The organism is Reyranella sp. (assembly GCF_965227665.1).
Taxonomy (GTDB): Bacteria; Pseudomonadota; Alphaproteobacteria; order Reyranellales; family Reyranellaceae; genus Reyranella.
Genome location: NZ_OZ245767.1, coordinates 1,938,128 through 1,964,256 on the forward strand (window position 1 = coordinate 1,938,128; position 26,129 = coordinate 1,964,256).

The 26,129-nt window shown below is 66.4% G+C and carries 29 protein-coding genes; 14 read left to right on the forward strand and 15 right to left on the reverse strand.

The features are described from left to right. Positions 1-15: 15 nt before the first annotated feature. Both ACO07I_RS09355 and ACO07I_RS09360 read right to left on the reverse strand, forming a co-directional pair. Positions 16-1,179, reverse strand: a complete 1,164-nt coding sequence (locus tag ACO07I_RS09355; RefSeq protein WP_422016580.1) for an MFS transporter — start codon at positions 1,177-1,179, stop codon at positions 16-18. A 34-nt stretch (positions 1,180-1,213) separates the two neighbouring features. Next, positions 1,214-1,864 (reverse strand): LysE family translocator, encoded by a 651-nt coding sequence (locus tag ACO07I_RS09360; protein WP_422016582.1) that lies wholly within the window; start codon positions 1,862-1,864, stop codon positions 1,214-1,216. Positions 1,865-2,000: 136 nt separating this feature from the next. Here ACO07I_RS09360 and ACO07I_RS09365 point away from each other — a divergent pair, with 136 nt between their 5' ends. Then, entirely contained in the window at positions 2,001-3,293 is a 1,293-nt protein-coding gene (locus ACO07I_RS09365; RefSeq protein WP_422016584.1) for a tetratricopeptide repeat protein, read from the forward strand. 7 nt (positions 3,294-3,300) lie between these two features. Here the strand turns inward: ACO07I_RS09365 and ACO07I_RS09370 are convergent, their stop codons facing one another. Genes ACO07I_RS09370 through ACO07I_RS09380 form a run of 3 tightly spaced genes read right to left on the reverse strand, consistent with a single transcriptional unit; the run spans position 3,301 to position 5,644 of the window. Next, positions 3,301-4,341 (reverse strand): succinylglutamate desuccinylase/aspartoacylase family protein, encoded by a 1,041-nt coding sequence (locus ACO07I_RS09370; protein WP_422016586.1) that lies wholly within the window; start codon positions 4,339-4,341, stop codon positions 3,301-3,303. Next, the gene (locus ACO07I_RS09375) at positions 4,319-4,624 is read right to left on the reverse strand and encodes a hypothetical protein (RefSeq protein ID WP_422016588.1); all 306 of its coding nucleotides are present in this window, start codon (positions 4,622-4,624) and stop codon (positions 4,319-4,321) included. The genes ACO07I_RS09370 and ACO07I_RS09375 overlap by 23 nt, the downstream gene beginning before the upstream one ends. Positions 4,625-4,630: 6 nt before the next feature. After that, positions 4,631-5,644: a 1-aminocyclopropane-1-carboxylate deaminase gene (locus ACO07I_RS09380; protein ID WP_422016590.1), complete on the reverse strand. Its 1,014-nt coding sequence runs from the start codon at positions 5,642-5,644 to the stop codon at positions 4,631-4,633. A gap of 162 nt (positions 5,645-5,806) precedes the next feature. On the opposite strand from ACO07I_RS09380, the gene ACO07I_RS09385 reads away from it, so the two are divergent. Continuing rightward, the gene (locus ACO07I_RS09385; RefSeq protein ID WP_422016592.1) at positions 5,807-6,271 is read left to right on the forward strand and encodes an Lrp/AsnC family transcriptional regulator; all 465 of its coding nucleotides are present in this window, start codon (positions 5,807-5,809) and stop codon (positions 6,269-6,271) included. A gap of 14 nt (positions 6,272-6,285) precedes the next feature. On the opposite strand, the gene ACO07I_RS09390 is transcribed toward ACO07I_RS09385, so the two are convergent. The 3 genes from ACO07I_RS09390 to ACO07I_RS09400 form a co-directional block, all read right to left on the reverse strand. Next, the gene (locus ACO07I_RS09390; protein ID WP_422016594.1) at positions 6,286-7,890 is read right to left on the reverse strand and encodes a GMC family oxidoreductase; all 1,605 of its coding nucleotides are present in this window, start codon (positions 7,888-7,890) and stop codon (positions 6,286-6,288) included. A 1-nt stretch (position 7,891) separates the two neighbouring features. Continuing rightward, positions 7,892-8,299, reverse strand: coding sequence for a hypothetical protein (locus ACO07I_RS09395; RefSeq protein WP_422016596.1), 408 nt, complete (start codon positions 8,297-8,299; stop codon positions 7,892-7,894). Positions 8,300-8,397: 98 nt separating this feature from the next. Then, positions 8,398-9,174 (reverse strand): SDR family NAD(P)-dependent oxidoreductase, encoded by a 777-nt coding sequence (locus tag ACO07I_RS09400; RefSeq protein ID WP_422016598.1) that lies wholly within the window; start codon positions 9,172-9,174, stop codon positions 8,398-8,400. Positions 9,175-9,330: 156 nt separating this feature from the next. Between ACO07I_RS09400 and ACO07I_RS09405 the strand changes: the two genes are divergently transcribed. Further along, positions 9,331-10,035, forward strand: a complete 705-nt coding sequence (locus ACO07I_RS09405; protein ID WP_422016600.1) for a carbonic anhydrase — start codon at positions 9,331-9,333, stop codon at positions 10,033-10,035. A 70-nt stretch (positions 10,036-10,105) separates the two neighbouring features. Here the strand turns inward: ACO07I_RS09405 and ACO07I_RS09410 are convergent, their stop codons facing one another. Continuing rightward, positions 10,106-10,936: an alpha/beta fold hydrolase gene (locus tag ACO07I_RS09410; RefSeq protein WP_422016602.1), complete on the reverse strand. Its 831-nt coding sequence runs from the start codon at positions 10,934-10,936 to the stop codon at positions 10,106-10,108. A gap of 311 nt (positions 10,937-11,247) precedes the next feature. Here ACO07I_RS09410 and ACO07I_RS09415 point away from each other — a divergent pair, with 311 nt between their 5' ends. The 11 genes from ACO07I_RS09415 to bioB all read left to right on the forward strand — a co-directional run bounded on the left by ACO07I_RS09415 (position 11,248) and on the right by bioB (position 20,678). Then, positions 11,248-14,169 (forward strand): monovalent cation/H+ antiporter subunit A, encoded by a 2,922-nt coding sequence (locus tag ACO07I_RS09415; RefSeq protein ID WP_422016604.1) that lies wholly within the window; start codon positions 11,248-11,250, stop codon positions 14,167-14,169. Next, positions 14,169-14,504, forward strand: coding sequence for a Na+/H+ antiporter subunit C (locus ACO07I_RS09420; RefSeq protein WP_422016606.1), 336 nt, complete (start codon positions 14,169-14,171; stop codon positions 14,502-14,504). The genes ACO07I_RS09415 and ACO07I_RS09420 overlap by 1 nt, the downstream gene beginning before the upstream one ends. Then, a complete protein-coding gene (locus ACO07I_RS09425; RefSeq protein WP_422016608.1) occupies positions 14,504-16,126 on the forward strand; it encodes a monovalent cation/H+ antiporter subunit D in 1,623 nt (540 codons plus the stop codon). Before ACO07I_RS09420 ends, ACO07I_RS09425 begins: the two co-directional genes overlap by 1 nt. Further along, the gene (locus ACO07I_RS09430) at positions 16,123-16,608 is read left to right on the forward strand and encodes a Na+/H+ antiporter subunit E (RefSeq protein WP_422016609.1); all 486 of its coding nucleotides are present in this window, start codon (positions 16,123-16,125) and stop codon (positions 16,606-16,608) included. Before ACO07I_RS09425 ends, ACO07I_RS09430 begins: the two co-directional genes overlap by 4 nt. Beyond that, a complete protein-coding gene (locus ACO07I_RS09435) occupies positions 16,605-16,886 on the forward strand; it encodes a K+/H+ antiporter subunit F (RefSeq protein WP_422016611.1) in 282 nt (93 codons plus the stop codon). The genes ACO07I_RS09430 and ACO07I_RS09435 overlap by 4 nt, the downstream gene beginning before the upstream one ends. After that, positions 16,883-17,263, forward strand: a complete 381-nt coding sequence (mnhG, locus tag ACO07I_RS09440; protein WP_422016613.1) for a monovalent cation/H(+) antiporter subunit G — start codon at positions 16,883-16,885, stop codon at positions 17,261-17,263. The genes ACO07I_RS09435 and mnhG overlap by 4 nt, the downstream gene beginning before the upstream one ends. A 193-nt stretch (positions 17,264-17,456) precedes the next feature. Then, entirely contained in the window at positions 17,457-17,681 is a 225-nt protein-coding gene (locus ACO07I_RS09445; RefSeq protein WP_422016615.1) for a hypothetical protein, read from the forward strand. Between the two features lie 4 nt (positions 17,682-17,685). Continuing rightward, the gene (locus ACO07I_RS09450) at positions 17,686-18,279 is read left to right on the forward strand and encodes a hypothetical protein (RefSeq protein ID WP_422016617.1); all 594 of its coding nucleotides are present in this window, start codon (positions 17,686-17,688) and stop codon (positions 18,277-18,279) included. 67 nt (positions 18,280-18,346) lie between these two features. Further along, positions 18,347-19,006: a GntR family transcriptional regulator gene (locus tag ACO07I_RS09455; protein ID WP_422016619.1), complete on the forward strand. Its 660-nt coding sequence runs from the start codon at positions 18,347-18,349 to the stop codon at positions 19,004-19,006. Positions 19,007-19,161: 155 nt separating this feature from the next. Continuing rightward, on the forward strand, positions 19,162-19,668 hold the full coding sequence (locus ACO07I_RS09460; protein ID WP_422016621.1) for a biotin transporter BioY: 507 nt from the start codon (positions 19,162-19,164) through the stop codon (positions 19,666-19,668). Further along, positions 19,665-20,678, forward strand: coding sequence for a biotin synthase BioB (gene bioB, locus ACO07I_RS09465; RefSeq protein ID WP_422016623.1), 1,014 nt, complete (start codon positions 19,665-19,667; stop codon positions 20,676-20,678). Before ACO07I_RS09460 ends, bioB begins: the two co-directional genes overlap by 4 nt. 223 nt (positions 20,679-20,901) lie before the next feature. On the opposite strand, the gene ACO07I_RS09470 is transcribed toward bioB, so the two are convergent. Genes ACO07I_RS09470 through ACO07I_RS09495 form a run of 6 tightly spaced genes read right to left on the reverse strand, consistent with a single transcriptional unit; the run spans position 20,902 to position 26,062 of the window. Then, positions 20,902-22,212 carry an NtaA/DmoA family FMN-dependent monooxygenase gene (locus tag ACO07I_RS09470; protein ID WP_422016625.1) on the reverse strand — a complete coding sequence of 437 codons (1,311 nt, stop codon included), beginning with the start codon at positions 22,210-22,212 and terminating at the stop codon, positions 20,902-20,904. Positions 22,213-22,214: 2 nt separating this feature from the next. Further along, positions 22,215-22,925 carry a DUF1028 domain-containing protein gene (locus ACO07I_RS09475; protein WP_422016627.1) on the reverse strand — a complete coding sequence of 237 codons (711 nt, stop codon included), beginning with the start codon at positions 22,923-22,925 and terminating at the stop codon, positions 22,215-22,217. Then, the gene (locus ACO07I_RS09480) at positions 22,922-23,629 is read right to left on the reverse strand and encodes a DUF1028 domain-containing protein (RefSeq protein WP_422016629.1); all 708 of its coding nucleotides are present in this window, start codon (positions 23,627-23,629) and stop codon (positions 22,922-22,924) included. Before ACO07I_RS09480 ends, ACO07I_RS09475 begins: the two co-directional genes overlap by 4 nt. Continuing rightward, positions 23,626-24,345, reverse strand: coding sequence for a DUF1028 domain-containing protein (locus tag ACO07I_RS09485; protein WP_422016631.1), 720 nt, complete (start codon positions 24,343-24,345; stop codon positions 23,626-23,628). Before ACO07I_RS09485 ends, ACO07I_RS09480 begins: the two co-directional genes overlap by 4 nt. Then, complete coding sequence (locus tag ACO07I_RS09490; protein WP_422016633.1) at positions 24,342-25,058, reverse strand: DUF1028 domain-containing protein; 717 nt, start codon at positions 25,056-25,058, stop codon at positions 24,342-24,344. The genes ACO07I_RS09485 and ACO07I_RS09490 overlap by 4 nt, the downstream gene beginning before the upstream one ends. Further along, the gene (locus tag ACO07I_RS09495; protein ID WP_422016635.1) at positions 25,055-26,062 is read right to left on the reverse strand and encodes a LysR family transcriptional regulator; all 1,008 of its coding nucleotides are present in this window, start codon (positions 26,060-26,062) and stop codon (positions 25,055-25,057) included. Before ACO07I_RS09495 ends, ACO07I_RS09490 begins: the two co-directional genes overlap by 4 nt. Positions 26,063-26,129: the final 67 nt, after the last annotated feature.

Below are 26,129 nucleotides of genomic sequence, written 5' to 3' on the forward strand. Positions count from 1 at the left end.
CGAAGGCGGCCGCCGTCAGACGCCCAGAGCGTTGCCTCTCATGCGGTTCAGCAGCAGCAGGATTGCGAGCGCGGTCACGCTCAGCCCGCCGAGGGCTGCGAACGTCGCCTGCGCACCGATGCCGGACATGAGTTCGGCAAGGACGGGGGGCGCCAGGGCGTTGATCAGGTTCATGGGCAGGGCGATGGTCGACATCGCCGCCGCATAGTCGGCCTTCTGGAAGAAGACGAGCGGCATGGTGGCCCGCGCCACGGCGAAGGCGCCGCTCCCCAGTCCGAACAGCGCGAGATAGCCGGCCACCGCAGCGACGCCCGTGCCGCCGATCCAGATGACCGCCAGCCCCGTCGGGATCATCGCCCCGGCGACGAGCCCGGTGGACAGGCCGTCCCATCGCCGCCCGCCCAGCAGGTCGATCACCCGCCCGCCGACCTTGAAGACGCCCATGAGGGAGGCAATCGCAACGGCGCCGGCGAGGTCCATGCCCATCGCCTTCAGGAGCTGGATGCCAACCGCGTCGATGCCGAAGGTGACGAAACTGTTGAGGGCGATGGCGGCCACCATCAGGACGAAGACCCGGCCCTTGCGCAGTCGTCCCGCGGCGGGCGCCGTGTCGGTCGCATCTTCAATCGCGGGCAAGCCGAACCAGACCAGTGGGCAGGCCACGAGAACCATGATCGTTGCATAGGCAAAGCCGACGCCGCGCCAGCCCACCTGATCTTCCAGGAAGGCGGTCACCGGCCAGAAGACGCTGCCGGCGAGGCCCGTCATCAACATCAGCGTGCCGATCAGACTACGCGCCCTATCGTCCGAATAGGACGCGATGTAGGCATAGGCGGCGGTGGTCAGGAACAGGGCGCCGGCCAAACCGATCGCTACCCACGCCATCAGGAAGACGGCGAGGTTCGGAGACAGCGAGAGCAGGCACAGGCCGAGACCGATCCCGGCGGCGCCCACGGTCATGACCTCCCGCGATCCGAAGCGGTGAAACGCCCGGCCCGCCCAGGGGGCCGCGAGCCCCATCGACACGAACATCACCGACGTACCGAGGAACACGGTCGACAGGGAAATGCCGAACGCCGCCGCCACCCTGGGCGCAATCACCGGCAGGACGCCGATCATGCCCCACCCGGCAATCTGGGTCAGGGCGAGAACGACGAGGACACGGAGATGACGTCGCATCGGACATTCACAAGTCGGCAGAGCGCGCCGACCGTCAGGACGCGGCCTTGATGAAGACCTCGCGCCGCAGCTCGTCCGCGAGCTTGAGCCCCAGGGCGATCATGACACCGCCGGCGAGCAGGTCGAGATAACGCGCAAGGCGCTGGTAGAGCTTACGGGCAGCCCCGGTCGAGAAGAACAGCGCCAGCGTGCCGTACCAGATCGAGGACTGGACGCCGACAATTGCCACGATCGTGGGATAGACCCAGGCCGGGGCATGCGGCGGCAGCGCCACGAGGAAGGCGCTGGTCCAGAAAACCGCCGACTTCGGATTGCTCAGCGTCGTCATGACGCCGGCCATGAAGGGGCTGCGCCCCGCCAGCTGCGGCGGTGCTCCCTGTGCGCTCCCCTGCGGGCCGAGCCCGGCCCGCAGCAGGCGGACACCCACGTAGATCAGGTAGGCCGCGCCGATGAAGCGCAGCGCCCGATAGAGCCATCCCGCCTCCAGCAGCAGCGCCCCCACCCCGCCGATGGCGAGGACGACCCAGAGCAGCGAGGCCAGGACCACGCCCGCGACCGCCTTCAGGCCGTCGCTCCTGGATCGCGTCGCCGCGTACCAGCCGACCACGACCGTGTTCGGGCCCGGCAACATGGCCATCAGAAGGTGCATCGTGGCGAGACCGACCAGATTTGGCACGATGTCCATTGCGTACGTCCTGCAGCTGACGGGCGTAGCCCGATCCTGATCTCACAATGCGATGACTTGCGCGCTTCCGGAAGCTTGAAAGCGCGTCGCGGTCGACGCACGGTGACGATCGACAACAATTGGCTCTGGTGACGACATGCTGACAGACCGCTACGGCCTTCCCCTCTCCACCGCGAACGTCACCGCGCGCGATGCCTATGTCGAAGGTGTCGACCTGCTGCTGACGGTCTTCCCCGGTGCGGCCGCCGCCTTCGATAGAGCCATCGCCGACGATCCCGCCTTGGCGCTGGCCTATATCGGCCGGGCGCGGGCGTCACAGCTCGCCGGCAAGATGGAGGCGATGCGCGCGGACTTCGCCAGGGCCTCATCGCTCGCCGAGGGCGTCTCGACACGCGAGCGGAGCCAGATCGAGGTCTTTCGGTCGTTGTTCGCGGGCCAGCCGGTCGCCGCGCTGGCGGCGCTGCGGGCCCATGTGCAGACCTGGCCGCGCGACGCGCTGGTGCTCAGCCTCGCTGCCAACCAGGGCGGATTGATCGGCATGTCCGGCCTCTCGGGCCGCGAGCAGGACCTGGCCGACTTCCTCGACGAACTCGCCCCGCACTATGGCGAGGATTGGTGGTTCGAGGGGCATCGCGGAATGGCGCTGTCGGAAATCGGCCGGCACGACGAGGCGCGCCCGATGATCGAGCGCTCGCTGGCTCAATACCGGCGCAATGGCTATGGCGCGCATGCCTTCGCCCATCTCTGCTACGAGACCGGCGAGCGCGACGCCGGCATCGCCTTCCTGCGCGACTGGCTGCCGATCTATGATCGCGGCGGCGGCTTGTTCGGACATCTCAACTGGCACCTCGGCCTATTCGAACTGCATGCCGGCAACCTCGAAGGCGGGCTTCGCCTCTACGGCGACGCCTTCTGCGCCGACGACCATCGCGGCGCCGTTCACCAGAAGCTCTCCGATTCCGCGTCCTTCCTCTGGCGCTCCGAACTGGCCGGCCATCCGCGCGACGCCGCCCGCTGGGCGAAGCTCAAGGACTATGCGCGCGAGAAGCTGCCGCGCCCCGGCATGTCGCTGGCCGACTGGCATGTCGGCCTCACCCTTGCCGCCACCGGCGACGATGCCGCGCTCGAGGACTGGGTCCAGGCGATCGAGGAACTGGCCAACGCTGGCCGCTATCCATCCGGATCCGTGATCCCCGCCGTGGCCCGTGCCTTCGCGGCCTACCAGCGCGGAGATTATGCAGCCACGATCGAGCTCATCGAGCCGATGCTGCCGGAGCGCGAACGGATCGGCGGCAGCCGCGCGCAGGGCGACCTGGTGGAAGCAACGCTGCTCCGGGCATACCTGGCCACCGGACGCGATGCACAGGCCAGACATCTGACCGCGGCCCGACGCCCGGGCCCGGCCAGCCTCCCCGTGGCGGGCCTTTGAAGTTCGGCTAGTAAGCGCTTGTGGTCGTCGCCAACTGGAACAGACAGTCGCCGCGCTCGCAGTGCGCCGGCACGCGCTTGCAGATCACGAGCCCCGGCCGTTGGAAAGCGACGACTGCCGGTTCGCGCCAGGGCGTGTGGTGGAAATGGATTCGACCTGCCGGCTGGCGCGCGCTCACTTCCTGGCCCAACTCGACCAGCGGCTCGAACAGGCCGCCTTCGGAGGCATGGACGTAGTAGTCGTCGCCCACGGTTTCCGTCAGCCGCGTGGAGGCAGGCGGAGGTGCCGGCCCCCGCAGCAGGCCGACATGTGACAGCACGCGGCGCATGCCCTGTTCGGCAATGGAGAGCGACTCCGGCGTAACGAAGCCGCCACCGCCCAGCTCGGTCGTCAACGCAACGGCACCCTGCCGGGACGCGGCAGAGGTCAACGCACGCTCGCCCCCAGGCGCCCTCGAGATGAAGGTCACGGGTGCACCGAAGGCCTTTGCCAGGCCGATGGTCTTCTCCAGTATTGCGGGCTCCGGATGGTGCGCGACCAGCGCACTTGGAACGTAGAGCAGAGAACTGCCGCCCGAGTGGAAGTCGAAGGCATAGTCACAGCCCGGCAGCAGCGCATGTTCGATCCAAAAGGCGATCTGTTGCGTGATGGTGCCGTTGGCGTCCCCGGGAAAAGCCCGATTGAGATTGCCCTGGTCGATCGGAGACGTGCGGCGGCCCTCCAGGGCGGCCGGGAAATTGGCGGAGGGCAGAATGAGCAGGCGCCCCCGGATATCGTCAGGTTCGATCTTGCGGATCAGGTTTCCCAGCCCGATCTGCCCTTCCCACTCGTCGCCGTGATTGCCCGCCACCAGCAGGACAGTCGGACCTTCGCCATTGCGGATGCGCACGATCGGCACCGGGATCCAACCATACGCCGAGCGGTGCACCGAGTGCGGCACGCGGACGAAGCCCGTTGCCTTGCCCTCGGCCTGGAGGTCGATGTCCGCCGAAAGCCGGCTCCGGGCGGCTCGCTCGCTGGACTCTTCAGGGGAACAGGGCGCCGGCATGTTCGCTCCCACCAACCACCTCCATCAGCAGCAGTCTGACATCGGCCGCGCGGATGTAACTCTCCTCCGATCGCCATTCGGAGAAGATGGACCTGGCGCGCGTCACGCTCGCAACCTGAACGCCGACGGTGCTCAGGGCCGATCCAGGTCCCGCGCCCTGCTCCGTTCCCACGAACTTGATGCCGGCTTCGTTCCGGGTGGCCAACACGACGACGCGGTCGAGGATCCACGTCCGGAAATCGGCTCTGTCCGCGGGGAACGTACAGAGGATCAAGGCGCCCACGGGATGCTATCCATTCCTGAACGCGTAGCCGTATCCATTGAGAGCGGGGGCGCCGCCCAGGTGCGCATAGAGAACCTTCGAGCCCGCGGGGAAATAGCCTTTCTGCACAAGGTCGATCATGCCCTGCATCGATTTGCCCTCGTAGACGGGATCCGTGATCATCCCTTCGAGGCGGGCGCAGAGGCGAATGGCTTCCTTGGTTTCTTCGGACGGCACGCCATAGACGGGATAGGCGTAATCTTCGACGAGTACGACGTCGTCCTCGACGATGTCCCTGCCCAGCTCGACCAGCCGGGCGGTGTTGCGCGCGATCTCGAGGACCTGCGCTTTGGTCTGCGCCGGCGTAAAGGACGCATCGATGCCGATGACCTTGCGCTCGCGTCCGTCCTTGGCGAAACCGACCAGCATGCCCGCGTGCGTCGAGCCGGTGACGGTGCAGACCACGATATAGTCGAAGGCGAAGCCGAGTTCCTTCTCCTGCTCCCGGACCTCTTCGGCAAAGCCGACATAGCCCAGGCCGCCATATTTGTGGACCGAAGCCCCGGCGGGGATCGCATAGGGTTTGCCGCCCTTGGCCTTGACGTCCTCGATGGCCTCTTCCCAGCTCCGCCGGATCCCGATATCGAAGCCTTCGTCGACCATCTGCACGTCGGCGCCCATGATGCGGCTGAGCATGATGTTGCCGACGCGATCGTAGACCGCGTCCTCATGCGGCACCCAGCTCTCCTGAACCAGACGGCACTTGAAGCCGATCTTTGCGGCGACCGCGGCGATCATGCGGGTGTGGTTGGATTGCACGCCCCCGATCGAAACCAGCGTGTCGGCGTTCGACGCGATCGCATCGGGAATGATGTACTCGAGCTTGCGCAGCTTGTTGCCGCCGAAGGCGAGACCGGAGTTGCAATCCTCCCGCTTGGCATAGAGCTCGACCTTGCCGCCGAGATGCTCCGACAGCCGTTCGAGTTTTTCTATGTGGGTCGGCCCGAATGTGAGGGGATACCGCTCGAACTTGGACAGCATGGAAGTTCCTTCCGCTGAGACGCTTCAATCTGGTCGGATCGTAGCGAAACCGTCCTCGAAGGTGCTCCCGAATGCCGGGGCGAATTTGGCCGATCTCAAGATCGTTGATAAAGATGCTGATCGATAATTCTGCATTACTGCCCATTCTCGGAAGATCGTTCCATGTCAGACCAGCTCGACCGCATCGACCTCCGGATGTTGCGCCTCCTGCAGGGCAACGGCCGGCTCTCCAATGCCGAATTGGCAAAACTGGTCGCCGTCAGCCCCGCCACGTGCCATCGCCGGACGCAGCGCCTTTTCGAGAAAGGCTATATCGGCGGCGTCCGGGCGACGGTGGCGCCCCGGAAGGTCGAGAGGGGAGCCCTGGTCATCGTCGGAGTCGTGCTCGACCGCTCGACTCCTCAAAGCTTCGGCGATTTCGAGAAAGCCATCGCCAAGCTGAAGTTCGTCCTCGACTGCCATCTTGTGGCGGGGGACTTCGACTATTTCCTGAAGATCCGGGTGAAGGATATCGAGGGCTTCAACCGCATGCATGGCGAGAAGCTCATCGCCCTGCCCGGCGTTCGGCAGACGAGAACCTTCTTCGTCATGAAAGAGGTCATCGACAACGCGCCTCTTGATTTCTGACGGTCTGGCTCCAGTCAGTCGAACAGGGTCGCCAACCGCTGCTTCATCTGATCGGCGACGTAGAGCGCCAGGGCCTGGATGGTCGAGGTCGGATTCACGCCGCCCGACGTCACCCAGATGCTGCCGTCGACGATGAACAGGTTCTTCACGTCGTGGCTGCGGCCCCATTCGTTGACCACGGAACGCTCGGGATCGGTGCCCATGCGCGCCGTCCCGAGCAGGTGGCCGGGATAGTTGAGCGCCGTGCGCGAGGCAAAGAGATCGGTGGCGCCGGCCTCGGTAAGGATCTCCTCGGCGCGGGCGATGCCGTGCTCCATCATGCGGCGCGTGTTCTCGCTGATCGTATAGTCGATCTTCGGCGCCGGAATGCCGTGGCTGTCCTTCAGCACCGGATCGAGAGTGACCCGATTATGCTCCTCGGGCAGATCCTCGCAGGCGACGCCGATGCTCAGCCGGTGGTCGAGCATCTTTCGATAGCGGCGATGATGATCGCGACCCCAGGGCAGCAGCCCCGAGGCGGCTCCCATCACGGCCTGCGTGGCCGGGCCGGTGCCGCGGCCGAACTGCAGCGTGTAGCCGCGCACGAAGTCGCGCGACGGATCAGTTTCGTAGAACTGCTTGCTCCAGATGCAGTTGATGGGGCCGCGCCCGCCATCCATCGTATCCTCGACATAGCCGCTCACGATCGGCCAAGGATGCAGCATCAGGTTCCGGCCGACCAGCCCCGATGAATTGGCGAGGCCGTTCGGGAACTTCGCCGAGGCCGAGTTCAGCAGCAGGCGCGGCGTGCCGACGCCGTTGCAGGCCAGGATCACGACCTCGGCCGCCTGGAAATGCTCGACGCCATCGGCATCGTAGTAGATCGCGCCGGCCGCCATGCCGCGTTCGTCGGTGGCGATCTCGCGCACCCGGCAGCGCGTGCGCAGCTCGACGCCGGCGCGCAAGGCCAGCGGCCAGTAGGTGATGTCGGTGCTGGCCTTGGCGCCCTGCGCGCAGCCCGGCGTGCAGTGGCCGAGGTTGATGCACTTCGCCCGGCCGTCATAGTCGGTCGTAGCGATGGTGGTGTCCGACGGCCACCAGTGCCAGCCGAGCCGGTTCAACGCCAGGGCGTAGCGGGTGCCGGTCCTGCCGAGCGCGATCGGCGGCATGGGCGGATGACGCGGCGGTACGCCGGGATCGCCGGCGAGCCCCGAGACGCCCATCATGCGGTCGTTCTCTTCATAGAACTTCTCGAGCGCCCAATAGTCGACGGGCCAGTCGTCGGCCACGCCATCCAGCGACTTCACCTTGAAGTCCGAGGGATGCATGCGCGGCCAGTGGGCGGTGTAGATCAGGGTGCCGCCGCCGACGCCATTGAAGTTGGCGATCTTCATCAGCGAATTGTCGTCGTTGACCGGATAGTCGGTGTCGCGCCCGCGGCGGTTCGGGCTGATCTCGAAATCGGTGTAGCGCCGCGCTTCCCAGTCGCGGCCGTTGCTGGGGAAGTCGGTCGACTTCATCCAGTCTCCCTGCTCCAGGCACAGGATGCGCATCTTCGTTTCGGCGAGGCTCCACGCCACCGCCGCACCCGATGCGCCGGAGCCGATGATCAGGACATCGACCTTGTCGTTGGCGGCCATGTCAGCGTCCTCCGCCAGGAACGATGCGATCGTCGCGCCAGAAAGGCGGCCGGTCGCGGACCGCGTCGAGCAGCGACCAGTCGCCCGGCTCCAGCACGTAGCCTTTCGGAAAGGGCGCGCGGGCTTCGTGCCCGAGGGCCACCAGGACCCGATCGTCGCGATAGTAGGCGCCGAGGATCACCCGGCCGAGCACGGCCGCCGCCGCACCGCCGCCGGCATACCAGTCGTTGATGAGATCCTCCCGGGCGCTGCGCTCCAGACCGGCGAAACCCTTGCCGGCTTTGGCCATGATCGCCGCCAGAGCCTCGCGGACCAGCGGGAGGTCGCGTCCGATCGACCGAACGATGTCGTCGAGGATCGCCGGATCGTCCGCGCCCGGCATCCCGAGGGCGGCGTCTTCGGGAACCATCGTTCCGGCAATTGTCCTGAGTGCGTCGGTTTCGTCGGCGGAAAGGGGCGTTTGGGGAGCGGCGGCCATGTGAACCCTGGTGACGTGCGGGGCCGATCCTAGGCGATCGCGCGGCCCCCATCGACGTAAAGATTGACGCCGTTGACGTAGGCGCCCGCGTCCGAACACAGGAGCAACGCCGCGCCCGCGAGATCGTCGGGCTGGCCGAGTCGCCCGGCCGGAATGCGCTGCACCAGCGCCTCGCCCTCGACGGCCATCTGCTCGCGATTGCGGGCCGTCAGGATGGCGCCGGGCGCCAGGTTGTTCACCGTGACGCCCTGCCCGCCGAACTGCCGGGCGAGGTTCCAGACCCAGTTCAATTGAGCGGCCTTGGTGCCGGCATAGACCATCATCTGTGGATGCGGCCGGACCTGCTGCACGCTGCCGATGGTGACGACCCGCCCCCAGCCGCGCCGGCCCATCGGCGGCACGAGCTCCTGCAGCAGCTCGAGCGGGCTGCGCAGGTTGACGGCGATCTGCCGGTCGAACCGTTCGCGCGAGATCGCATCGTAGGATTCCGGAATCTCGATCGAGGCGTTCAGCACGAGGATGTCCACGGGCGACCAGGCCGACACGGACTCCGCCAGCCGGTGCCCCGCATCGGTGAGGGAAAAATCCTGACCGAACGCGCGCGCGGTGCCGCCTGCCTGCTCGATTTCGCGAACCACCGAGGCAGCATCGGCCTCCTCCACCTCGGTGCCGGCATGATGGATCGCAAGTCGCGCGCCGGCGCTGCTCAGCGCCAGCGCGATGGCCCGGCCGATCTCACGGCGGGCGCCCGTCACGAGGGCGGTGCGACCCGTCAGGCGAAAGCGGTCGAGAATGCTGGCGTGCATCTGGAACTCCTTGGAGCAGCAGCATGACATCGTCTGCACGGCGCTCAAGCGCCGACCGCACAACTGGTTACCGCATTCACATTCAGCTATGCGCCGAGTCGGATTGCTCTCCAGTCTTCACAAAGTATGGTGAGTTTCGAAACTAGGGAGAGAAGCATGTGCAACTTTTGTCCGTCGCGTCGCGGTCTGTTCTCGGGGATCGGCAGTCTCGCGGTCACGGCCGCGCTCGGTGCCGTGGCATCCAAATCCGCCCTGGCGCAGCCGACCCGTTCGGTCGAGACCCCGGATGCGGCGCTGGCCCGCCTGATGGAAGGCAACGCACGCTATGCGTCCGGCAAGATGTCGGAGCGCGACTACTCGGTCGGCCGGGTTGCGCGTTCCCAGGGCCAGGCGCCCTTCGCCGCGATCCTCGGCTGCGCCGACTCGCGCGTGGCGCCCGAGCTGGCCTTCGACCAGGCGCCGGGTGAACTCTTCGTCGTCCGGGTCGCCGGCAACTTCGTGACGCCGGACGGGCTCGGCAGCCTCGAATACGGCGCCGCCGTCCTCGGCACCAAGGTCATCATGGTGCTGGGCCATACGAGCTGCGGTGCCGTGAACGCCACGGTGGATGCGCTGCAGAAGGGCAACAACCTGCCCGGCCACATCGGCGACCTCGTACGCGCGATGAAGCCCGGCATCGAGCCGGTGCTCAAGACCGCGGGCCCCGATCTCCAGCAGCGCGCGATGATTGCCAACGTGCAGGCCAACGTTCGCCGCCTGCAGACCGAGAAGCCGATCCTGGGCGACATGGTCGCCGCCGGTAAGCTCAAGGTCGTCGGCGCCTACTACGACCTGCCCACCGGCAAGGTGATGATGGTCTGACGACCGGCGCCGGGCCGTGTCATGACATCGATGCAGGAAAGGGATCCTGCATCGATGTCGTTCCACCGGCTCAGGCCTTGATGAAGGCGAGCAGGTCGGGGTTGAGCACATCGGCATGCGTGGTCAGCATGCCGTGCGGATAGCCCTTGTAGACCTTGAGCGTGCCGTGCTTGAGCAACTTGATCGACAGCTCGGCCGCGTCGGCGATCGGAACGATCTGGTCGTCGTCACCGTGCATCACGAGCGTCGGCACAGAGATCACCTTCAGATCTTCGGTGAAATCTGTCTCCGAGAAGGCCGCGATGCAATCGTAGTGGGCCTTGGCGCCGCCGATCATGCCCTGCCGCCACCAGTTCTGGATCGTGCCCGGCAGGACCTTCGCGCCCTCACGGTTGAAGCCGTAGAACGGGCCGCTGGCGACATCGAGGTAGAACTGCGCGCGGTTGGTCGCGAGGGCGTCGCGGAAACCGTCGAAGACCTCGAGGGGCAGGCCTTTCGGGTTCTTGTCCGTCTTCACCATGATCGGCGGTACGGCGCTGACCAGTACGGCCTTGGCGACGCGACCCGGCTTGGCGCGCGCGACGTAACGCGCCACCTCGCCGCCACCGGTCGAATGGCCGATATGGACGGCGTTCTTCAGGTCGAGATGGTCGGCGAGCTCGATGACGTCGGCGGCATAGGTGTTCATCTCGTTGCCGGTATCGGTCTGGGTCGAACGGCCATGGCCGCGACGATCATGGGCGATCACGCGGAAACCCTTGCCGAGGAAGAAGAGCATCTGGGCATCCCAGTCGTCCGCACTCAGCGGCCAGCCATGATGGAACACGATGGGCTGCGCATCCTTGGGACCCCAGTCCTTGTAGAAGATCTGGGTTCCGTCCTTGGTCGTGATGAAAGCCATGTGAAGTCCCCTTGCGATTGTGAACGCAGCGCAAGGTTGGCCCAGATGGCGTCTCACCGCCATCGTACATGAGCAGGCAACGCCCTATACGAAAGTACAGTCGTGCATCGAAGCCTCGGGGCGCGGCCGGCGCGTCGCTGTCGGCGCATGGCCCTTGCATCGCCACGATCGGCCTGCAGCCTTGCATCGGCTGGTTCGCGCCGCACAGATTCGAAGTCTGCCCGCGCAGAGTCGTCTCGGAGGGGAACTATCTGAGCCGAAAATGCTAGAGTTGACCACAGACACACCCCAGATACGCATCGCCAAGGCTCATGACCGACGACGTACTGCTCACCATCCTGATCGTTCTTCCCTTCGTGGGCAGCCTTCTCGCTGCGACGTTCCGCCCCAACGCGCGTAACTCGGAAGCCTGGCTGGCCGGCGGTGTCGCGCTCGTTTGCCTTTTCCTGCTGATTTCCGCCTATCCTGCGATTGTCGAACGCGAGGTGCTTCGCAGCGAAGCAGAGTGGATTCCCGCACTCGGCCTCGGGTTTTCGCTCCGCCTCGACGGTTTCGCCTGGATGTTCGCGCTGCTGGTGACGGGCATCGGCTTCCTGGTCGTGCTCTATGCACGCTATTACATGTCGCCGACCGATCCGGTGCCGCGCTTCTTTTCGTTCCTGCTTGCCTTCATGGGCAGCATGCTCGGAATCGTCATCGCCGGGAACCTGATCATCCTCCTGTTCTTCTGGGAGCTGACCAGCATCTTCTCGTTCTTGCTGATCGGATACTGGAACCATACGGCCGGCGCACGCGACGGCGCCCGCATGGCCCTCGTCGTCACCGGCTTCGGCGGCGTGGCACTGCTGGCCGGCGTCGTGCTGATCGGGCAGATCGTCGGCAGCTACGATCTCGACCAGGTGCTGGCTTCGGGCGAGGCCATCCGCTCGCACGTTCTCTACCTGCCGGCCCTCATTCTCATCCTGCTGGGCACGCTGACCAAGAGCGCGCAGTTCCCGTTCCATTTCTGGCTGCCCAACGCGATGGCGGCGCCGACCCCGGTCTCGGCCCTGCTGCATTCGGCGACGATGGTGAAGGCCGGCGTCTTCCTGCTGACGCGCCTGTGGCCTGTGATGGCCGGAACGCCCGAGTGGTTCTGGCTGCTGGGGCTCGCGGGCATGGCGGCGCTGGTGCTCGGGGCGTTCTTCGCCATCTTCCAGCACGACCTCAAGGGACTTCTCGCCTATTCGACGATCAGCCATCTCGGCCTGATCACCATGCTGCTGAGCCTCGGCAGCCCGCTGGGCGCCGTCGCCGCCATCTTCCACATGATGAACCATGCGACCTTCAAGGCCTCGCTGTTCATGGCGGCCGGCATCATCGACCACGAGACCGGCACGCGCGACATGCGCAAGCTCGGAGGCCTGTTCCACTACATGCCGGTGACGGCCACCCTGGCCATGGTGGCCAGCGCCGCCATGGCGGGCGTACCGCTCCTCAACGGCTTCCTGTCGAAGGAAATGTTCTTCGCCGAGGCGATCGAGACCCACATCAGCTCGCTGCTCGACACTTCCCAGCCTTACGTGGCGGTCCTCGCCAGCACCTTCGCCGTCACCTATTCGCTGCGCTTCATCTCTTCCGTGTTCTTCGGCGCCAAGCCCGCCGACCTGCCGCGGGAGCCGCATGAGCCGCCGTTCTGGATGCGTGTCCCCAGCATGTTCCTGGTGCTGGCCTGCCTCGTGGTCGGCATTTTTCCCGCCGCGACCGTCGGCCCCTACCTGCTCACGGCGGTGCAATCGGTGCTGGGGACCCGCACGCCGGTCTTCAGTCTCGCCGTGTGGCACGGCTTCAACCTGCCCCTGATCATGAGCGCCGCGGCCCTCGTCGCGGGCGCGCTGCTCTACCTCGTACTCAGGAACTACCTGCGGCACAGCCCGGAAGGGCCGCCATTGCTGCGTCACCTGAACGGCCGTCATCTGTTCGAGCGCGGCGTGGTCGTGCTGTCGCTGAAATGGTCCCGCGCCGCCGAGATGTTCGTCGGCACCCGCCGCCTTCAGCCGCAGCTTCGGATCCTGCTGCTGGCGGCCGCACTCGCGGCACTGGTGCCGTTGTCGATGGGCAGCCTCAGCCTGCGATGGCCGGCGGGAGACGACATCGATCCCGCGCTCGCGCTGGTCTGGCTGGCCGGCGCGGCCTGCGCGATCGGCGCCGCCTATCAGGCCAAGTACCATCGGCTGGTCGCCCTCGTCCTGCTGGGCGGGGCGGGCCTCGCCACCTGCATCACCTTCGCCTGGTTCTCCGCCCCCGACCTCGCGCTGACGCAGCTGCTGGTCGAAGTCGTGACCACGATCCTGATCCTGCTGGGCCTGCGTTGGCTACCCAAGCGCTTCGAGGAGATAACGACGGAGGAGAATCCCTGGCGGCGACGGCTGCGGCGTTCGCGGGACCTCGGGATCGCCTTCGTCGTCGGTGCCGGCATGGCGACCCTGGCCTATGCCGTGATGATGCTGCCCCTGCCCGAGACCATCGGCAGCTACTTCCTGGAGCGCGCCTACACCGAGGGGGGCGGCCGCAACGTCGTGAACGTGATCCTCGTCGACTTCCGCGGCTTCGACACGCTGGGCGAGATCACCGTGCTCGCGGTCGTCGCGCTCACGATTTTCGCCCTGCTGCGGCGGTTCCGGCCGGCGCCCGACAATATCGGCTCGCCGCAGCAGCAGCGCCGGCAGAACGCCTTCGACGAGGCCGAGCCCGACCGCAAGGCGGGCGACACGCTCGGCGACTACCTGCTGGTGCCATCGGTCATCATGAAGTGGCTGTTCCCGGTGATCATCGTGCTGGCGATCTACCTGTTCCTGCGTGGCCACGACCTGCCGGGTGGCGGCTTTGCCGCGGGCATCACGCTCGCGACCGCCTTCATCCTGCAGTATCTGGCCTCCGGCACGACCTGGGTGGAGGACAGGCTTCGCATCCTGCCGGTCAACTGGATCGGGCTCAGCCTGCTGCTGGCTGCCTTGACCGGCATGGGCTCTTGGCTGTTCGGCTATCCCTTCCTGACATCGCATTCGCAGTATCTTGAGGTTCCGCTGATCGGCCGCGTGCCCGCCGCCACCGCGATGTTCTTCGACCTGGGCGTCTTCGGCCTGGTCGTGGGGGCGACGGTGCTGACGCTGATTGCGCTCGCCCACCAGTCGGTTCGCAAACTGCGCGCCGCGCGAACGACGACGGCCCAGGCCGTGCGGGAGGAAGGGTGATGGCCCTGCTCCTCGCGACCTGCATCGGAATCCTGGCCGGCTCCGGCGTCTGGCTGTTGCTGCGACCGCGCACCTATCAGGTCGTGATCGGCCTGTCCCTCTGCGCGCTGGCGGTGAACCTGTTCATCTTCAGCATGGGCCGGCTGCGCTCCGGCGCTCCGCCGGTTCTCGCGTCGACCGCGGGCACCCTGGCCGAGTATGCCGATCCGGTGCCGCAGGCCCTGGTCCTGACCGCCATCGTGATCGGCTTCGCGACGACCGCGCTGCTGCTCGTGGTTCTGCTGGCGGCCCGCGGCTTCACCGGAACCGACCATGTCGACGGGCAGGAGCGGTGATGGCGAGCTGGGCACATCATCTGATCATCGCTCCCATCCTGCTGCCTCTCGTGGCGGGCGCGCTCCTGGCGGTCTACGACGAGCGCCGTCAGTTCCTGAAGGGGCTGATCAACCTCTTCTCCACCCTGGCGAACCTGGCGATCGCCATCACCCTGCTGCAGGCCGCCAATACCGACACGCCCGGCGTCTACCTGCTGGGCAACTGGCCGGCGCCGTTCGGCATCGTGCTGGTGCTCGATCGCCTGTCGGCCATGCTGGTCCTGCTGACGGCCGTCCTCGCGACCGCGTCACTGATCTTCTCGATGGCGCGCTGGCACACCGTCGGCCACCATTTCCATACGCTGTTCCAGTTCCTCGTCATGGGCGTGAACGGCGCCTTCCTCACCGGCGACCTGTTCAACCTGTTCGTCTTCTTCGAGGTGATGCTGGCCTCGTCCTACGGCCTGCTGCTGCACGGATCGGGTCCCCGCCGCGTCCAGGCGAGCCTGCACTATGTCGTCATCAACCTGACGGCCGCGTTCTTCTTCCTGGTCGGCGTCGCCCTGATCTACGGCGTGACCGGAACCCTGAACATGGCCGACCTGGCCGCACGGATTCCGGCACTCGCCGCCGAGAACCGGGTGCTGCTCGAGGTGGGCGCGGCGATCCTCGCCATGGCCTTCCTCGTGAAGGCGGCGATGTGGCCCCTGGGATTCTGGCTGCTCAGCGCCTACCCGGCGGCGGCCCCGCCCGTCGCCGCGATCTTCGCCATCCTCAGCAAGGTCGGCCTCTACGCCCTGCTGCGCCTGCGGCCTCTTCTGTTCGGCGGCGAGGCCGGTGAGGCCGCGGGATACGGCGGCACGCTTCTGTTCGCGGGCGGCCTGGCAACGATCGCCTTCGGCATCCTGGGCGTGCTTGCCTCCCAAGCCATGACCCGGATCGCGAGCTTCAGCCTCATGATCTCCTCCGGCACGGTGCTGGCGGCCATCGGCCTGTCGGATACCCAGGTCACCGGCGGCGCTCTCTTCTACCTCGCCAGTTCCACCCTCACGATCAGCGCCTTCTTCCTGCTGATCGAGCTGATCGAGCGGGGTCAGAATCCGGGCGCCGACCTGATCGCCGTCACCGCCGAAACCATGGGCGCCGAGCCCGATGCGGACGATACGGCGATCGAGGGCGGCATAGGGTTCCCCGGCACCCTGGCCCTGCTCGGCGCCTGCTTCGTCGCCTGCGCTCTGCTCCTGATCGGCCTGCCCCCCTTGTCGGGGTTCGTTGCCAAGCTGGCCCTGCTGGCGGCGCTCTTCGCGCCGGCCGGCGAGGGGGCGGCCGCCGGGCTTTCGGCCGCCAACTGGGCCTTCATCGTGCTGCTCCTCCTGTCCGGCGTGGCGACCCTGATGACCCTGTCGCGTGTCGGCATCCGCGCCTTCTGGGCGCCGGTCGATGCGGTCGCGCCGCGGGTCCTCGCGGTGGAGGTGGCCCCGGTCGTCGCCCTGCTGCTGCTCACCCTCGTCCTCGCCGTGAAGGGCGGGCCCGTCATGCAGTACATGGACGAGACCGCACGCTCGGTGCTCGCCCCCTCTTCCTATGTCGAGGATGTCCTGTCGGCGCCGCGCATCCCGCCGGCCAAGGCGGGCCTGCAATGAGCCGCCTCCTGCCCTATCCATTGCTCGCCGTCTCGCTCCTGGCGATGTGGCTGCTCCTGAACGGCCTGTCGCTCGGCCATTTCGTGCTGGGCAGCGTGATCGGCGTCGCGGCCGCCAACGTGACCGCAGCGCTGCAGCCGCCGCGGTCGCGGATCCGGCGCTGGCATCTCATTCCCAAGCTTGTGGCGCTCGTCCTGATCGACGTCTGGCGCTCGAACGTGGCCGTCGCGCGGCTGATCCTGTTCCCCGGCCAGCACCGGCGCGTGTCGGGATTCGTCATCGTGCCGCTCGAACTGCGCGAGCCGGCGGCCCTGGCGGTCCTCGCCTGCATCCTGACCTGCACGCCGGGCACCGCCTGGGTCGAATACGATTCGACCGCCAACAAACTGTTGATCCACGTCTTCGACCTGGTCGACGAGATGCACTGGATCGACCTGATCAAGAACCGCTACGAACGGCTGCTGCTGGAGATACTGGCATGAGCGCAACGATCCTCTCCTGGTCCCTGCTGGTCGCCCTGGTCCTGCTCGGACTGGCGATGGCCGTCGCCGCCTTCCGCATCATGCGCGGTCCCAGGGCACAGGATCGCATCGTGGCCTTCGACGCCTTCTACGTGAATGCGATGCTGCTCCTGCTGGTCTTCGGCATGCGGACGGGCAGCACGCTCTACTTCGAGGCGGCGCTGGTCATCGCCCTGCTGGGCTTCGTCGCCACCCTGGCCCTCGCCAAGTTCCTGATGCGCGGGGAGATCATCGAATGAGCCACGCCGCCGACCTGCCGCTCTGGGCCGCCCTGCTCACCTCCTTCTTCGTCCTGCTGGGCGCCGGCCTCACCCTGGTCGGCGCCATCGGACTGGTGCGGCTGAAAACCTTCTACGATCGCATCCACGCGCCTTCCCTGGGCGCCACCTGGGGTGCGGGGGGCATCCTGCTCGCCTCCATCCTCCTCTTTTCGATCCTGCAGTCGCGCCTCGTGGTGCATGAGGTGCTGATCGCGGTGTTCGTGACCGTCACCACGCCGGTCACGCTGATGCTGCTGGGCCGCGCCGCGCTCTATCGCGATCGCAGCGAGGGCGCCGCCGATCTGCCGCCGCCGCTCAGGACCGACGGCGAGACGAAGTCGGGCGACGCGATCTGACGCGACCGGCGCTCCCCTGGAGGAACGGCGCCTTCCCGGAGAGCCTGCGGTGATTCGGACGCCAGACGAATGAAGGTGCCCGCCCATACCTTTGCATAATGGATCGCGGGCGGGCGCTGCCGCACCCTGACGGGCAGCTTCCGGGGCGCAACCGATCTGTTGTTCGGCCCCGGGTCCACTGGGGAGATTTTCGATGACCGGGGCCGAACGTCGCCGCACGGAGAGCGGCAATCTCGAACGGAAAGCCACCCCCGCCCGGCGAGGGTGCCGCGTTGGAGCACCGCCGGAACGCTCAGTCGACTCGTCCGCCGAGACGATGCAACGCAAGCTCGATGCGGCCCTGTCCGACAGCTTTCCCGGGAGCGACGCAGTGTCGTTCCTGGAGCCTGCGCCGAACAAGCCCGCCAACGCGCCCTGATCCCATGCGCCCGATCTTCGCCCTGGCCGCGCTGCTGGCCACCTTGTCGTCCCTGTTCGCAGCCCCGGTCCGTGCCGGTGACCCTTCCGACGAGTCCGGCATGGGCTGGCAACTCGAGCGCGATGTCGATCTGCCGAGCTATGCTTTCATCGAGCCGGCGTATACCGATCTCGCCATCGACGTCCTGGTGTTGTCGTGCGAGCAGGCCGGGCAGAAGGTCGGCCTGCAGGTGAGACTCTACCCCCTGGAACCCGGCCCCCTGCGGACCGCGCACGGCCAGCGCGTCGAATTGGCCTCCGCTGCCGAGTTCGACATCGATGGACGCCGGCTGAAGGTCTCGCTGCTGTTCGCCGACGCCTTCGTGGTGGTGGCGGACGCGGCCGAGGGTGCCGTCCCTCTCCTGTCGGATTCGCTGATCGCAGCGCTGGAGACGGGCAAGCAGCTTACGATGAGGCTTCAACCGGTCGAGCCCTCTATGCACACCCGCTCGGGCTCCGCGCTGCAGATCGTCGCGAATCTTCAGGCGGGTCTCGGCGAAACCGCCGTCAGCACGCTCCGCCGGTGCGGTGTCCGCAACGACGTCGTGGCCGCGCGTTAGTCCGGATTTCTCGCAGGCCGGCCGCACGAGGATCGACAAGCCGCTCGAGCCGAATTATCTATAATATATGCGCGAGAGTCCAAAAGAGACCTTGACCGCCCTGATCAGCCGGACGCTGGCCGACCGGATCATCGCTGGCCAGATCGAACCGGGGGCGCGGCTGCGGCAAGACCACGTTGCCGAGGAGTTCGGGGCAAGCCACGTTCCCGTCCGAGAAGCGTTCAGGCGTCTCGAGGCTCAGGGGTTGGCAGTGAGCGAACCGCGGCGCGGCGTCCGGGTTGCCGCATTCGACCTCTCCGAGATCAAGGAGGTCGCCGAGATGCGGGCCGCGCTCGAGGTCCTGGCGCTCCGACATGCCGCGCCTCACCTCACATCAGCCATTCTCGATGCGGCCGAGGAGGCCACCCGGGTGGGCGACAACTCGCACGACGTCCGATCATGGGAGGACGCAAACCAGCGCTTCCACCGCTTGATCATCGAGCCCTGCCGCATGCCGCGCCTGCTGGCCGCGATCGACGACCTTCACGCCGCAAGCGCTCGCTTTCTCTTCTCGACATGGCAATCGAACTGGGAGGCGAGGACCGATCACGATCACCGGGCCATTCTCGTGGCCCTGCGCAAAGGCGATCTCGAAAGCGCTTGCTCGATCTTGGCTCGGCACGTCCAGTGGATCGGCAATCGACCGCCCCTGGCCACGAAGCGGGAAAACGCACTGTCCGATCGCTAGCGGCTCCGCATTATCGACGATTTTCCTTGAACCAGATTCAGCTCCGTGGATTCAATAGATAATTGTCCAGTAATTATCTATACTTTGGAGCTCGTATGACTGAGGCCATCGCCCCCGCAATGCCGGGGGTCCGCTCGGCAGTGAAGACTGCCGCAATGATCGTTCTCGGCGTGGCACTCATCACCCTTTGCGCGAAGCTGCGCGTGCCCTCCTGGCCCGTCCCGATGACGCTGCACACGCTTGCGGTCATGGCGCTTGCCGTCACGGTGGGACCCCGCCTGGCGGCTGCCACGTTCTGCACCTATCTCGCCATCGGGGCCGCAGGCCTGCCCGTCTTCTCGGGAACGCCCGAACGCGGGATCGGACTGGCCTATATGGTCGGCCCGACGGGCGGCTATCTCCTCGGCTATCTGTCGGCGAGCTGGATCGCCGGCACGCTTGCCCGCGACCGTGGCCCGGTGGGCAGAGCTCTGGCGATGCTGGCGGGCCTTGCCGTGGTCTATGCGGCGGGCCTGTCCTGGCTCGCGCTCTACGTCCCGGCGAATCAGATCGTCGCACTCGGCTTTGCCCCGTTCATCCTGGGAGATCTCACCAACATTGCCATCGTGGCTGTCGGCGGGGCACTGCTCCCGGCGCGCCTGCGCGGGAAGATCGTGCAATGAGCCGCCCCGTCGATCCGGTCGGCCCGTCCTACTGCGACCTGCGTCATGACTGGACAGAGGCTGAAGCGCGCCGCATCCACGATCTTCCCTTGCCCGAACTTCTGTTCAGCGCGCAGGAAGCCCATCGTCGGCACTTCGATCCGGCGGCGATCGAGACGGCGACCCTGCTGTCGATCAAGACCGGCGGATGTCCGGAGGATTGCGGCTATTGCTCGCAAAGCGCCAGGTGGGACACCGGCGTGAAGGCGGGCAAGCTGATGCAGGTGGAAAGCGTGCTGGCGGAAGCACGGCGCGCCAAGTCGGGCGGCGCCACGCGCTTCTGCATGGGCGCGGCCTGGCGGAGCCCGAAAGATCGCGACCTGGAGGCGGTCTGCGCGATGATCGAAGGGGTGAAGGCCCTGGGGCTGGAAACCTGCGTGACGCTCGGCATGTTGACGCCATCCCAGGTCGAGCGCCTCGCGGAAGCCGGCCTCGACTACTACAACCACAATATCGATACGTCGCGGGACTTCTACGGCGAGATCGTCACCACGCGCCGGATGGATGACCGGCTGGAGACGCTCGACAATGTACGAGCGGGCGGCATCAAGGTCTGCTGCGGTGGCATCGTCGGCATGGGCGAAACCTCGATCGATCGCATTTCCATGCTGGTGACGCTCGCGACCTTGGAACGTCACCCGGAGAGCGTGCCCTTGAACATGTGGCAGCCGATCAGCGGGACACCCGTCATGGACACCGCCCAACCGGTCGATCCCATCGCGTTCGTCAGACTGGTTGCCCTGGCCCGAATCCTGATGCCGCAAAGCGTGGTGCGGCTGTCGGCCGGACGCGGCGCCATGAGCGACGAGGCCCAAGCGCTCTGCTTCATCGCCGGCGCCAACTCCATCTTCACGGGAAACGTGCTTCTGACCACCGGCAACCCGGATCGCGACAGAGACGCCCTTCTGCTGGAGAGACTCGGCATGCGCACGCTCGCAGCGCCTCCATCGGACCCTGCCCCAACGGCGTGAGGCCTCCTGCGGATGAACCGGGATGAGTTCCATTCTCCCGCTCCATCCGCAGATCATCTCGAGGGACAGAGCATCTGATCATTCGATCGACCGTTTGCGGACGATGCCTCCCCGAGAAACGCACGATCTGGGCCGTGTTGGTGACAGTCTCCGTCCTCGCGATTGCGCTGGGTCCGACCGGCCATCGTCGCGATGGCCACGAGGTCTCAGGTGAACGCCTGGCTCAGAATTCCATCAGATTGTCGCGGAACAGTTTGTGCGCATAGGCCTTGCGCGTAAGGCCTCGACGCTGCAACTCGGGCACGAGGCCGTCGCAGATTTCCATGATGTAGCGTCGGTCGAAGTGGGCGTTGAACAGCAGGAAGCCGTCGCCGCCCACCTCCTGCATGATCTCCTGCATCAGGCCGGCAACGTGATCGGGCGTGCCCACCAGGTCGATGCCCTGCCGGCTGTTGAGCCCGCTCGCCAGCGAGCGCGGCGTCTTGCCGATCCACTTGGCGAGCGAGGACTGGTGCCCGTTGGTCCGCAGGTGCTCCGGCAGCGGCTCGTCGGGATCGAACTGCGCGAAGTCGATGTTGGTGAGGCGCGACATGCCCGAGAGCTGCAGGTCGAGATGCTTGCCGAAATCCTCCTGCTCGAGCCGCCGGCGATCGCGCGCGGCTTCCATCGTCGTGTCGACGATCGGATAGGCAAGGAACAGCACCTTGATGTCGTCCGGATTGCGCCCCCAGCCCGCGGCCTGGCGGCGGATGTCCTCTCGGAAGCTCTTCATGCCTTCGACGGAGACGGCGTTGGTGATGATCGTGTCGGCCCACCGGGACGCGAAGGCCTGGCCACGAGGCGAGCCGCCGGCCTGGCAGATCGGCACCCTTCCCTGGGGCGAACGCGGCGCGTTGATCGGTCCGCGCACCTTGAAATACTTGCCCTCATGGTTGATCGGACGGACCTTCCTGCCGTCGGCAAACATCGGAATGGTACGATCGAGCACGACCGCATCCTCGTCCCACGCCTCCCACAGGCGCGTGACCACGTCGGCGAATTCGTCGGCGACGTCGTATCGCTCGTCGTGCGGCCGCTGGCCGGCATTACCGTAGTTTTCGGCGGCGCCGTCATTGCTGCCGGTGACGCAGTTCCAGCCGATCCGGCCCTCGGTGACGTGATCCAGCGAGTTGACGAGGCGGGCCAGCAGGTAGGGTGGATACTCCGAAGTCGAGAGCGTCGGCACGAGGCCGAGATGCTTGGTCGCCATCGCCAGCCAGGGGACCAGCACGGCGGGATCAAGCTTGGGCGAGCTGGCGGCGTACTTGAGATAGGTGTCGTGGCTGCCCTGGTAGGTGTAGGGCACCATCGAGGAGTCCTCGATGATCATGTAGTCGAAGCAGCCGCGCTCCAGTCCCTTCGCCAGGTCGACGAAGATGTCAGGCATCATCCAGCGATGCTTGTCGTATTCGGTGCCGGGCCACATCGAGCGCCACGCCTTCGGGCCATAGCCCTGCGACAGGAACCAGGCGAGATGGAAATGATCCTTTGCCATGTTCAGGCGACCGCCTTCTTCGGCAGGCTCGCGACGAACTCGGCCTGGCTCATCGCCAGGTCGGGGCGAAAGCCACGGTCGCGATAGAATTTCTCGTAGATCTTGAATTCCTCCAGCACGCGCCGCAGTTCGGTGACAGCATCGTCATGCAAGTCGACGCGCGCATCGATGTCGAAGTGATCGGGCTCGGAGGCCACGAAGATCGCGGCCGACCGTTCGGTGAGATGGCCCTCGTTGCCGACTTGCCCGCCGGCATCGCGTCCGCCTTCGAGCGCGGCCAACAGCCGGAACTCGAGGTCGGCGCCGGGATCTGCGAGAAAACCCGCAACGATGCCGTCCAGCACCTCCTGGCCCGCCAGCACATTGCCGAAAGCCACGAAGCCATCGCCCTCGTGGTGCCCCGCCCAGGCCCGGCAGCCCGGGCCGGTATGGGCGCAGGTCCTGCCCTCACGGTCGATGATAGCGATCTGGCGCCAGTCATGGTCGGGATCGCAGGCCTTGAGCGCCGCCATCACGCCGGCCGGCGCCATGCCCTGCTCCAGCAGTTCGAGCGCGATCAGGTCGTTGTCCCGCTTCACGTATGCCTGCGTCTTGCAGACGCCCGCACCGAATCGGATGCCCTCGCAGCGGCCGCCGGCCGCGATCGAGAAGGTCGTGATGCCGAGGCCGAGACGGCCGGTGTTGGGGCAACGTGCAATGATCGAGAAGGTCATGGCCTCGGCTCCTTCATCGAGGCGATGAACGCCTCCTGCCCGATCGCGCCGCGCGGATTGCGTCCACGGTCGGCGTAGTAGCCCTCGTACTGCTTGTAGACCGTCCAGACACGGCGCAACTCATCGACCGCCTTGTCGTGCAGGTCGACACGCAGGTCGATATCGGGATGGATATGGCGCGACGAGACCTGAAGTGCCGCCGAGCGCTCCGTCCGATGGGCCGTCGCATTGCCCTGCCCGCCCGCGTCGCGGCCATATTCCAGGGCCATCAGCAGGCGATGCTCCAGATCTGCCTCGGGTTCGGCAAGGAAGCCCTCGGCAATCGCCTCGGCGACGTGCTGGCCGCGCAACCCGTTGCCGGTGGAGATGTAGTTCTCGCCCGTGACGTCACCCGCCCAGCCGCGCACGTTGGCGCCGGTATAGGCGGCCACCGCGCCGCTGCGGTCGATCACGCCGATCTGGCGATAGCTGTGGTAGGCGTCGTTGGCCTTGAGTTGCTCGAGGACCGCGTGCGCGCCGAGCCCCTGTGCGAGAAGGCGCAGCGCGATCGCATTGTTGTTCTCGTTGGCATTGGCCTGGCTCACCGTCACCCCGGCGTTCGATCGGGTCGAATGGGCGTAGCGGCCCACCGTGATCGAATAGGTGGCGATGCCGATACCGAGGCGACCGGTCTTGGCGCAGCGTCCAAGGATGGTGTAGGTCATGCCCGCTCCTTGACGCGCCGGGCGTCGAGCTGCTTCGCGAAGACGTCCTGCGGGATGGCTTTTGACGGGTCGGTATCCCGGCCGCGATAGAATTCCTCATAGAGCTTGAATTCCTCGAGCACGCGCCGCAGCTCATCGACCGCCGCTTCATGGACGTCGACGCGAACGTCGACATCGGGAAAATCGCACCGGTCGACGACCTTGATCGCGGCCGAGCGCTCGGTACGGTGGGCGTCGGCCGGCCCCTGCCCGCCGGCATCGCGGCCGCCTTCGATGGCCCGCAGCAGGCGGTATTCCAGCGCATCGTCGGGATTCATAAGGAAGCCCGCGACCATTGCGTCGAGCACCTGCGGACCGAGGAGGCCGTTGCCGAACACGACGCAATCGGCCACCTCCTTGTGACCCGCCCAGCCACGGCAGCCGGGGCCGGTATGGCCGGCGACCTTGCCATCGCGGTCCATGATCGCAATCTGGCGGAAACCGTGCTCGGTGTCGTTGCCGGCAAAGATCTCCATCACCCGCGTGGGCCCGTAGCCCTGCGCCAGGAGCTTGACGCCGAGCGGATCGTTGGTGCGGTTGGGAAACGCCTGCGTCTTGCAGACGCCGACATTGGCCATCACGCCTTCGCAACGTCCGCCCACCGCCAGCGAATAGGTGGCGATCCCGAGGCCCAGACGGCCCGTGCGCCGGCAACGCCCGATCACGGAGTAAGTCATCGCGTGCCCTCCTGCGCCTGGGCAAGCGTCTGGGCGAAGGCGTACTGCGGAACCGCGTCCTTCGGGTTCTTCGCTCTCTCCTTGTAGTAGCCGCGATAGAGTTCGTATTCCTCGAAGGCGCGTCGAAGTTCCTCGACCGCCGTGTCGTGCAGGTCGACGCGCAGATCGAGTTCGGCGTGATCGTAGTCGCCGTAGACCATCACGGCCGCCGACCGTTCGGGGAGAGGACCATCGTTGCCCGCCTGACCGCCCGCATCCCGTCCCGCTTCGATCGCCGCGAGGAGTCGGCGCTCGAACGAGATCCCGGCTGCATCTTCATAGGCTTTCGCCATGGCATCGATGACCGCTTTACCCGCCAGCACGTTGCCCATGGCGACATAGCCGTCACCTGTGACGTGGCCCGCCCAGCCCCGGTTCTTCGGACCGCTATAGGCCGCGAGGCGGCCCAGGCGGTCGATCACCGCGATCTGACGGAACTCGTGGTTGGCATCGTTGGCTTTCAGCTCGGTCAGCACGTGCTCGGGCGCGAAACCCTGCGCGAGCAGCCGGAGCGCCAGCGGATTGTTGCCCTGGTTCACGAACGCCTGGGTCATGGTCGCGCCGGTGTTGCCGCGCAGCCCGGTGCAGTAGAGGCCCACCGTGATCGAATAGGTCGCGATGCCGATGCCCACCTGGCCGCTCTTCGGGCAGCGGGCGAGCAGTGTGAAGGTCATGTGCGTCTGTCTCCCGCCGATCTCTGGGCCGATCCTTTGGCCGCCGCACGCACGGAGCGTGCCGAACCGCCGGCCGCGGCCTCGCGCTTCACCGGCGCATAAGCAAGGTCGTGCAAATCCTGGAACTCGCCTTGCAGAAACCGCAGGAACTCTTCCGCCGCCAGCGGAAGCTGTCGCGCCGAATGCACGATCGCGTCGATGCTTGCGTTGTTCACCAGCCGGTCGCGGATCGGCACGGCGACCAGTTCGCCCGAGCGCAGATTGTCCCAGGCCGACAGGCGCGAGAGAAAGGTAATGCCATGATTCACCTTCACGAATTCGACCCTGAGCTGGAACGAATTGGTATCGAGCGACGGTGCAATATGGATACCGGCAGCCTTGCACGCGACGTCGATCAGGATCCTGCTGCCGGTATGCTTCATCGGCGACGCGATGGGATAGGCGGCGCAATCGGCCAGCGAGACACGCGGGCGGCCGGCCAGGGGATGATCTGCCGACATTACCGCGACCAGGGGCTCCCGCATCTTGAACACCGTCTCCAGCTCGGCCTCCGCAGGCGGATAGAAGGCCAGACCGATATCGGTACGGCCCTCGCGAACCGCCGCCACCACTTGGTCGGAGCCGTCGATCGTGATTTCGAACTGAATGCCGGGATAGCGCCCGCTGAAACGGGCTACGGCGCGCGGCAGCAGGTGGGGCACCAGCGCTTCGATCGACCGTATGCTGACGGTACCGCGGCGCAGCCCCTTCAGCGCGTCGATTTCCGAGCGGACGCGTTCGACCTGGCGCAGGTTGATCTGGGCGTGGCGCAGGAAGATCTCCCCGGCCGACGTCAGTTCGACGCCGCGCGCATGGCGATGGAACAGGGGAACGCCGAAATCCTCCTCGAGCTTCTGGACCTGCCGACTGAGCGCGGACTGGGCAATGTGCAACTCCTCCGCCGCCTCGCGAATCGATCCGTGCCGCGCAATCACTGAGAAATAGCGCAAAGACTGGTTGATCATTTCATGGACTCCGACTGCCCCGAGACTGATGCCGCATCGGCATCGCATCAACGCCTAAATGGCGCTT

Bases quoted from the DNA above. Each gene is read 5' to 3' on its own strand.
- ACO07I_RS09355 (WP_422016580.1), bottom strand. From the start codon at position 1,179: ATGCGACGTCATCTCCGTGTCCTCGTCGTTCTCGCCCTGACCCAGATT.
- ACO07I_RS09360 (WP_422016582.1), bottom strand. From the start codon at position 1,864: ATGGACATCGTGCCAAATCTGGTCGGTCTCGCCACGATGCACCTTCTG.
- ACO07I_RS09365 (WP_422016584.1), top strand. From the start codon at position 2,001: ATGCTGACAGACCGCTACGGCCTTCCCCTCTCCACCGCGAACGTCACC.
- ACO07I_RS09370 (WP_422016586.1), bottom strand. From the start codon at position 4,341: ATGCCGGCGCCCTGTTCCCCTGAAGAGTCCAGCGAGCGAGCCGCCCGG.
- ACO07I_RS09380 (WP_422016590.1), bottom strand. From the start codon at position 5,644: ATGCTGTCCAAGTTCGAGCGGTATCCCCTCACATTCGGGCCGACCCAC.
- ACO07I_RS09385 (WP_422016592.1), top strand. From the start codon at position 5,807: ATGTCAGACCAGCTCGACCGCATCGACCTCCGGATGTTGCGCCTCCTG.
- ACO07I_RS09390 (WP_422016594.1), bottom strand. From the start codon at position 7,890: ATGGCCGCCAACGACAAGGTCGATGTCCTGATCATCGGCTCCGGCGCA.
- ACO07I_RS09395 (WP_422016596.1), bottom strand. From the start codon at position 8,299: ATGGTTCCCGAAGACGCCGCCCTCGGGATGCCGGGCGCGGACGATCCG.
- ACO07I_RS09400 (WP_422016598.1), bottom strand. From the start codon at position 9,174: ATGCACGCCAGCATTCTCGACCGCTTTCGCCTGACGGGTCGCACCGCC.
- ACO07I_RS09405 (WP_422016600.1), top strand. From the start codon at position 9,331: ATGTGCAACTTTTGTCCGTCGCGTCGCGGTCTGTTCTCGGGGATCGGC.
- ACO07I_RS09410 (WP_422016602.1), bottom strand. From the start codon at position 10,936: ATGGCTTTCATCACGACCAAGGACGGAACCCAGATCTTCTACAAGGAC.
- ACO07I_RS09415 (WP_422016604.1), top strand. From the start codon at position 11,248: ATGACCGACGACGTACTGCTCACCATCCTGATCGTTCTTCCCTTCGTG.
- ACO07I_RS09420 (WP_422016606.1), top strand. From the start codon at position 14,169: ATGGCCCTGCTCCTCGCGACCTGCATCGGAATCCTGGCCGGCTCCGGC.
- ACO07I_RS09425 (WP_422016608.1), top strand. From the start codon at position 14,504: ATGGCGAGCTGGGCACATCATCTGATCATCGCTCCCATCCTGCTGCCT.
- ACO07I_RS09430 (WP_422016609.1), top strand. From the start codon at position 16,123: ATGAGCCGCCTCCTGCCCTATCCATTGCTCGCCGTCTCGCTCCTGGCG.
- ACO07I_RS09435 (WP_422016611.1), top strand. From the start codon at position 16,605: ATGAGCGCAACGATCCTCTCCTGGTCCCTGCTGGTCGCCCTGGTCCTG.
- mnhG (WP_422016613.1), top strand. From the start codon at position 16,883: ATGAGCCACGCCGCCGACCTGCCGCTCTGGGCCGCCCTGCTCACCTCC.
- ACO07I_RS09445 (WP_422016615.1), top strand. From the start codon at position 17,457: ATGACCGGGGCCGAACGTCGCCGCACGGAGAGCGGCAATCTCGAACGG.
- ACO07I_RS09450 (WP_422016617.1), top strand. From the start codon at position 17,686: ATGCGCCCGATCTTCGCCCTGGCCGCGCTGCTGGCCACCTTGTCGTCC.
- ACO07I_RS09455 (WP_422016619.1), top strand. From the start codon at position 18,347: ATGCGCGAGAGTCCAAAAGAGACCTTGACCGCCCTGATCAGCCGGACG.
- ACO07I_RS09460 (WP_422016621.1), top strand. From the start codon at position 19,162: ATGATCGTTCTCGGCGTGGCACTCATCACCCTTTGCGCGAAGCTGCGC.
- bioB (WP_422016623.1), top strand. From the start codon at position 19,665: ATGAGCCGCCCCGTCGATCCGGTCGGCCCGTCCTACTGCGACCTGCGT.
- ACO07I_RS09470 (WP_422016625.1), bottom strand. From the start codon at position 22,212: ATGGCAAAGGATCATTTCCATCTCGCCTGGTTCCTGTCGCAGGGCTAT.
- ACO07I_RS09475 (WP_422016627.1), bottom strand. From the start codon at position 22,925: ATGACCTTCTCGATCATTGCACGTTGCCCCAACACCGGCCGTCTCGGC.
- ACO07I_RS09480 (WP_422016629.1), bottom strand. From the start codon at position 23,629: ATGACCTACACCATCCTTGGACGCTGCGCCAAGACCGGTCGCCTCGGT.
- ACO07I_RS09485 (WP_422016631.1), bottom strand. From the start codon at position 24,345: ATGACTTACTCCGTGATCGGGCGTTGCCGGCGCACGGGCCGTCTGGGC.
- ACO07I_RS09490 (WP_422016633.1), bottom strand. From the start codon at position 25,058: ATGACCTTCACACTGCTCGCCCGCTGCCCGAAGAGCGGCCAGGTGGGC.
- ACO07I_RS09495 (WP_422016635.1), bottom strand. From the start codon at position 26,062: ATGATCAACCAGTCTTTGCGCTATTTCTCAGTGATTGCGCGGCACGGA.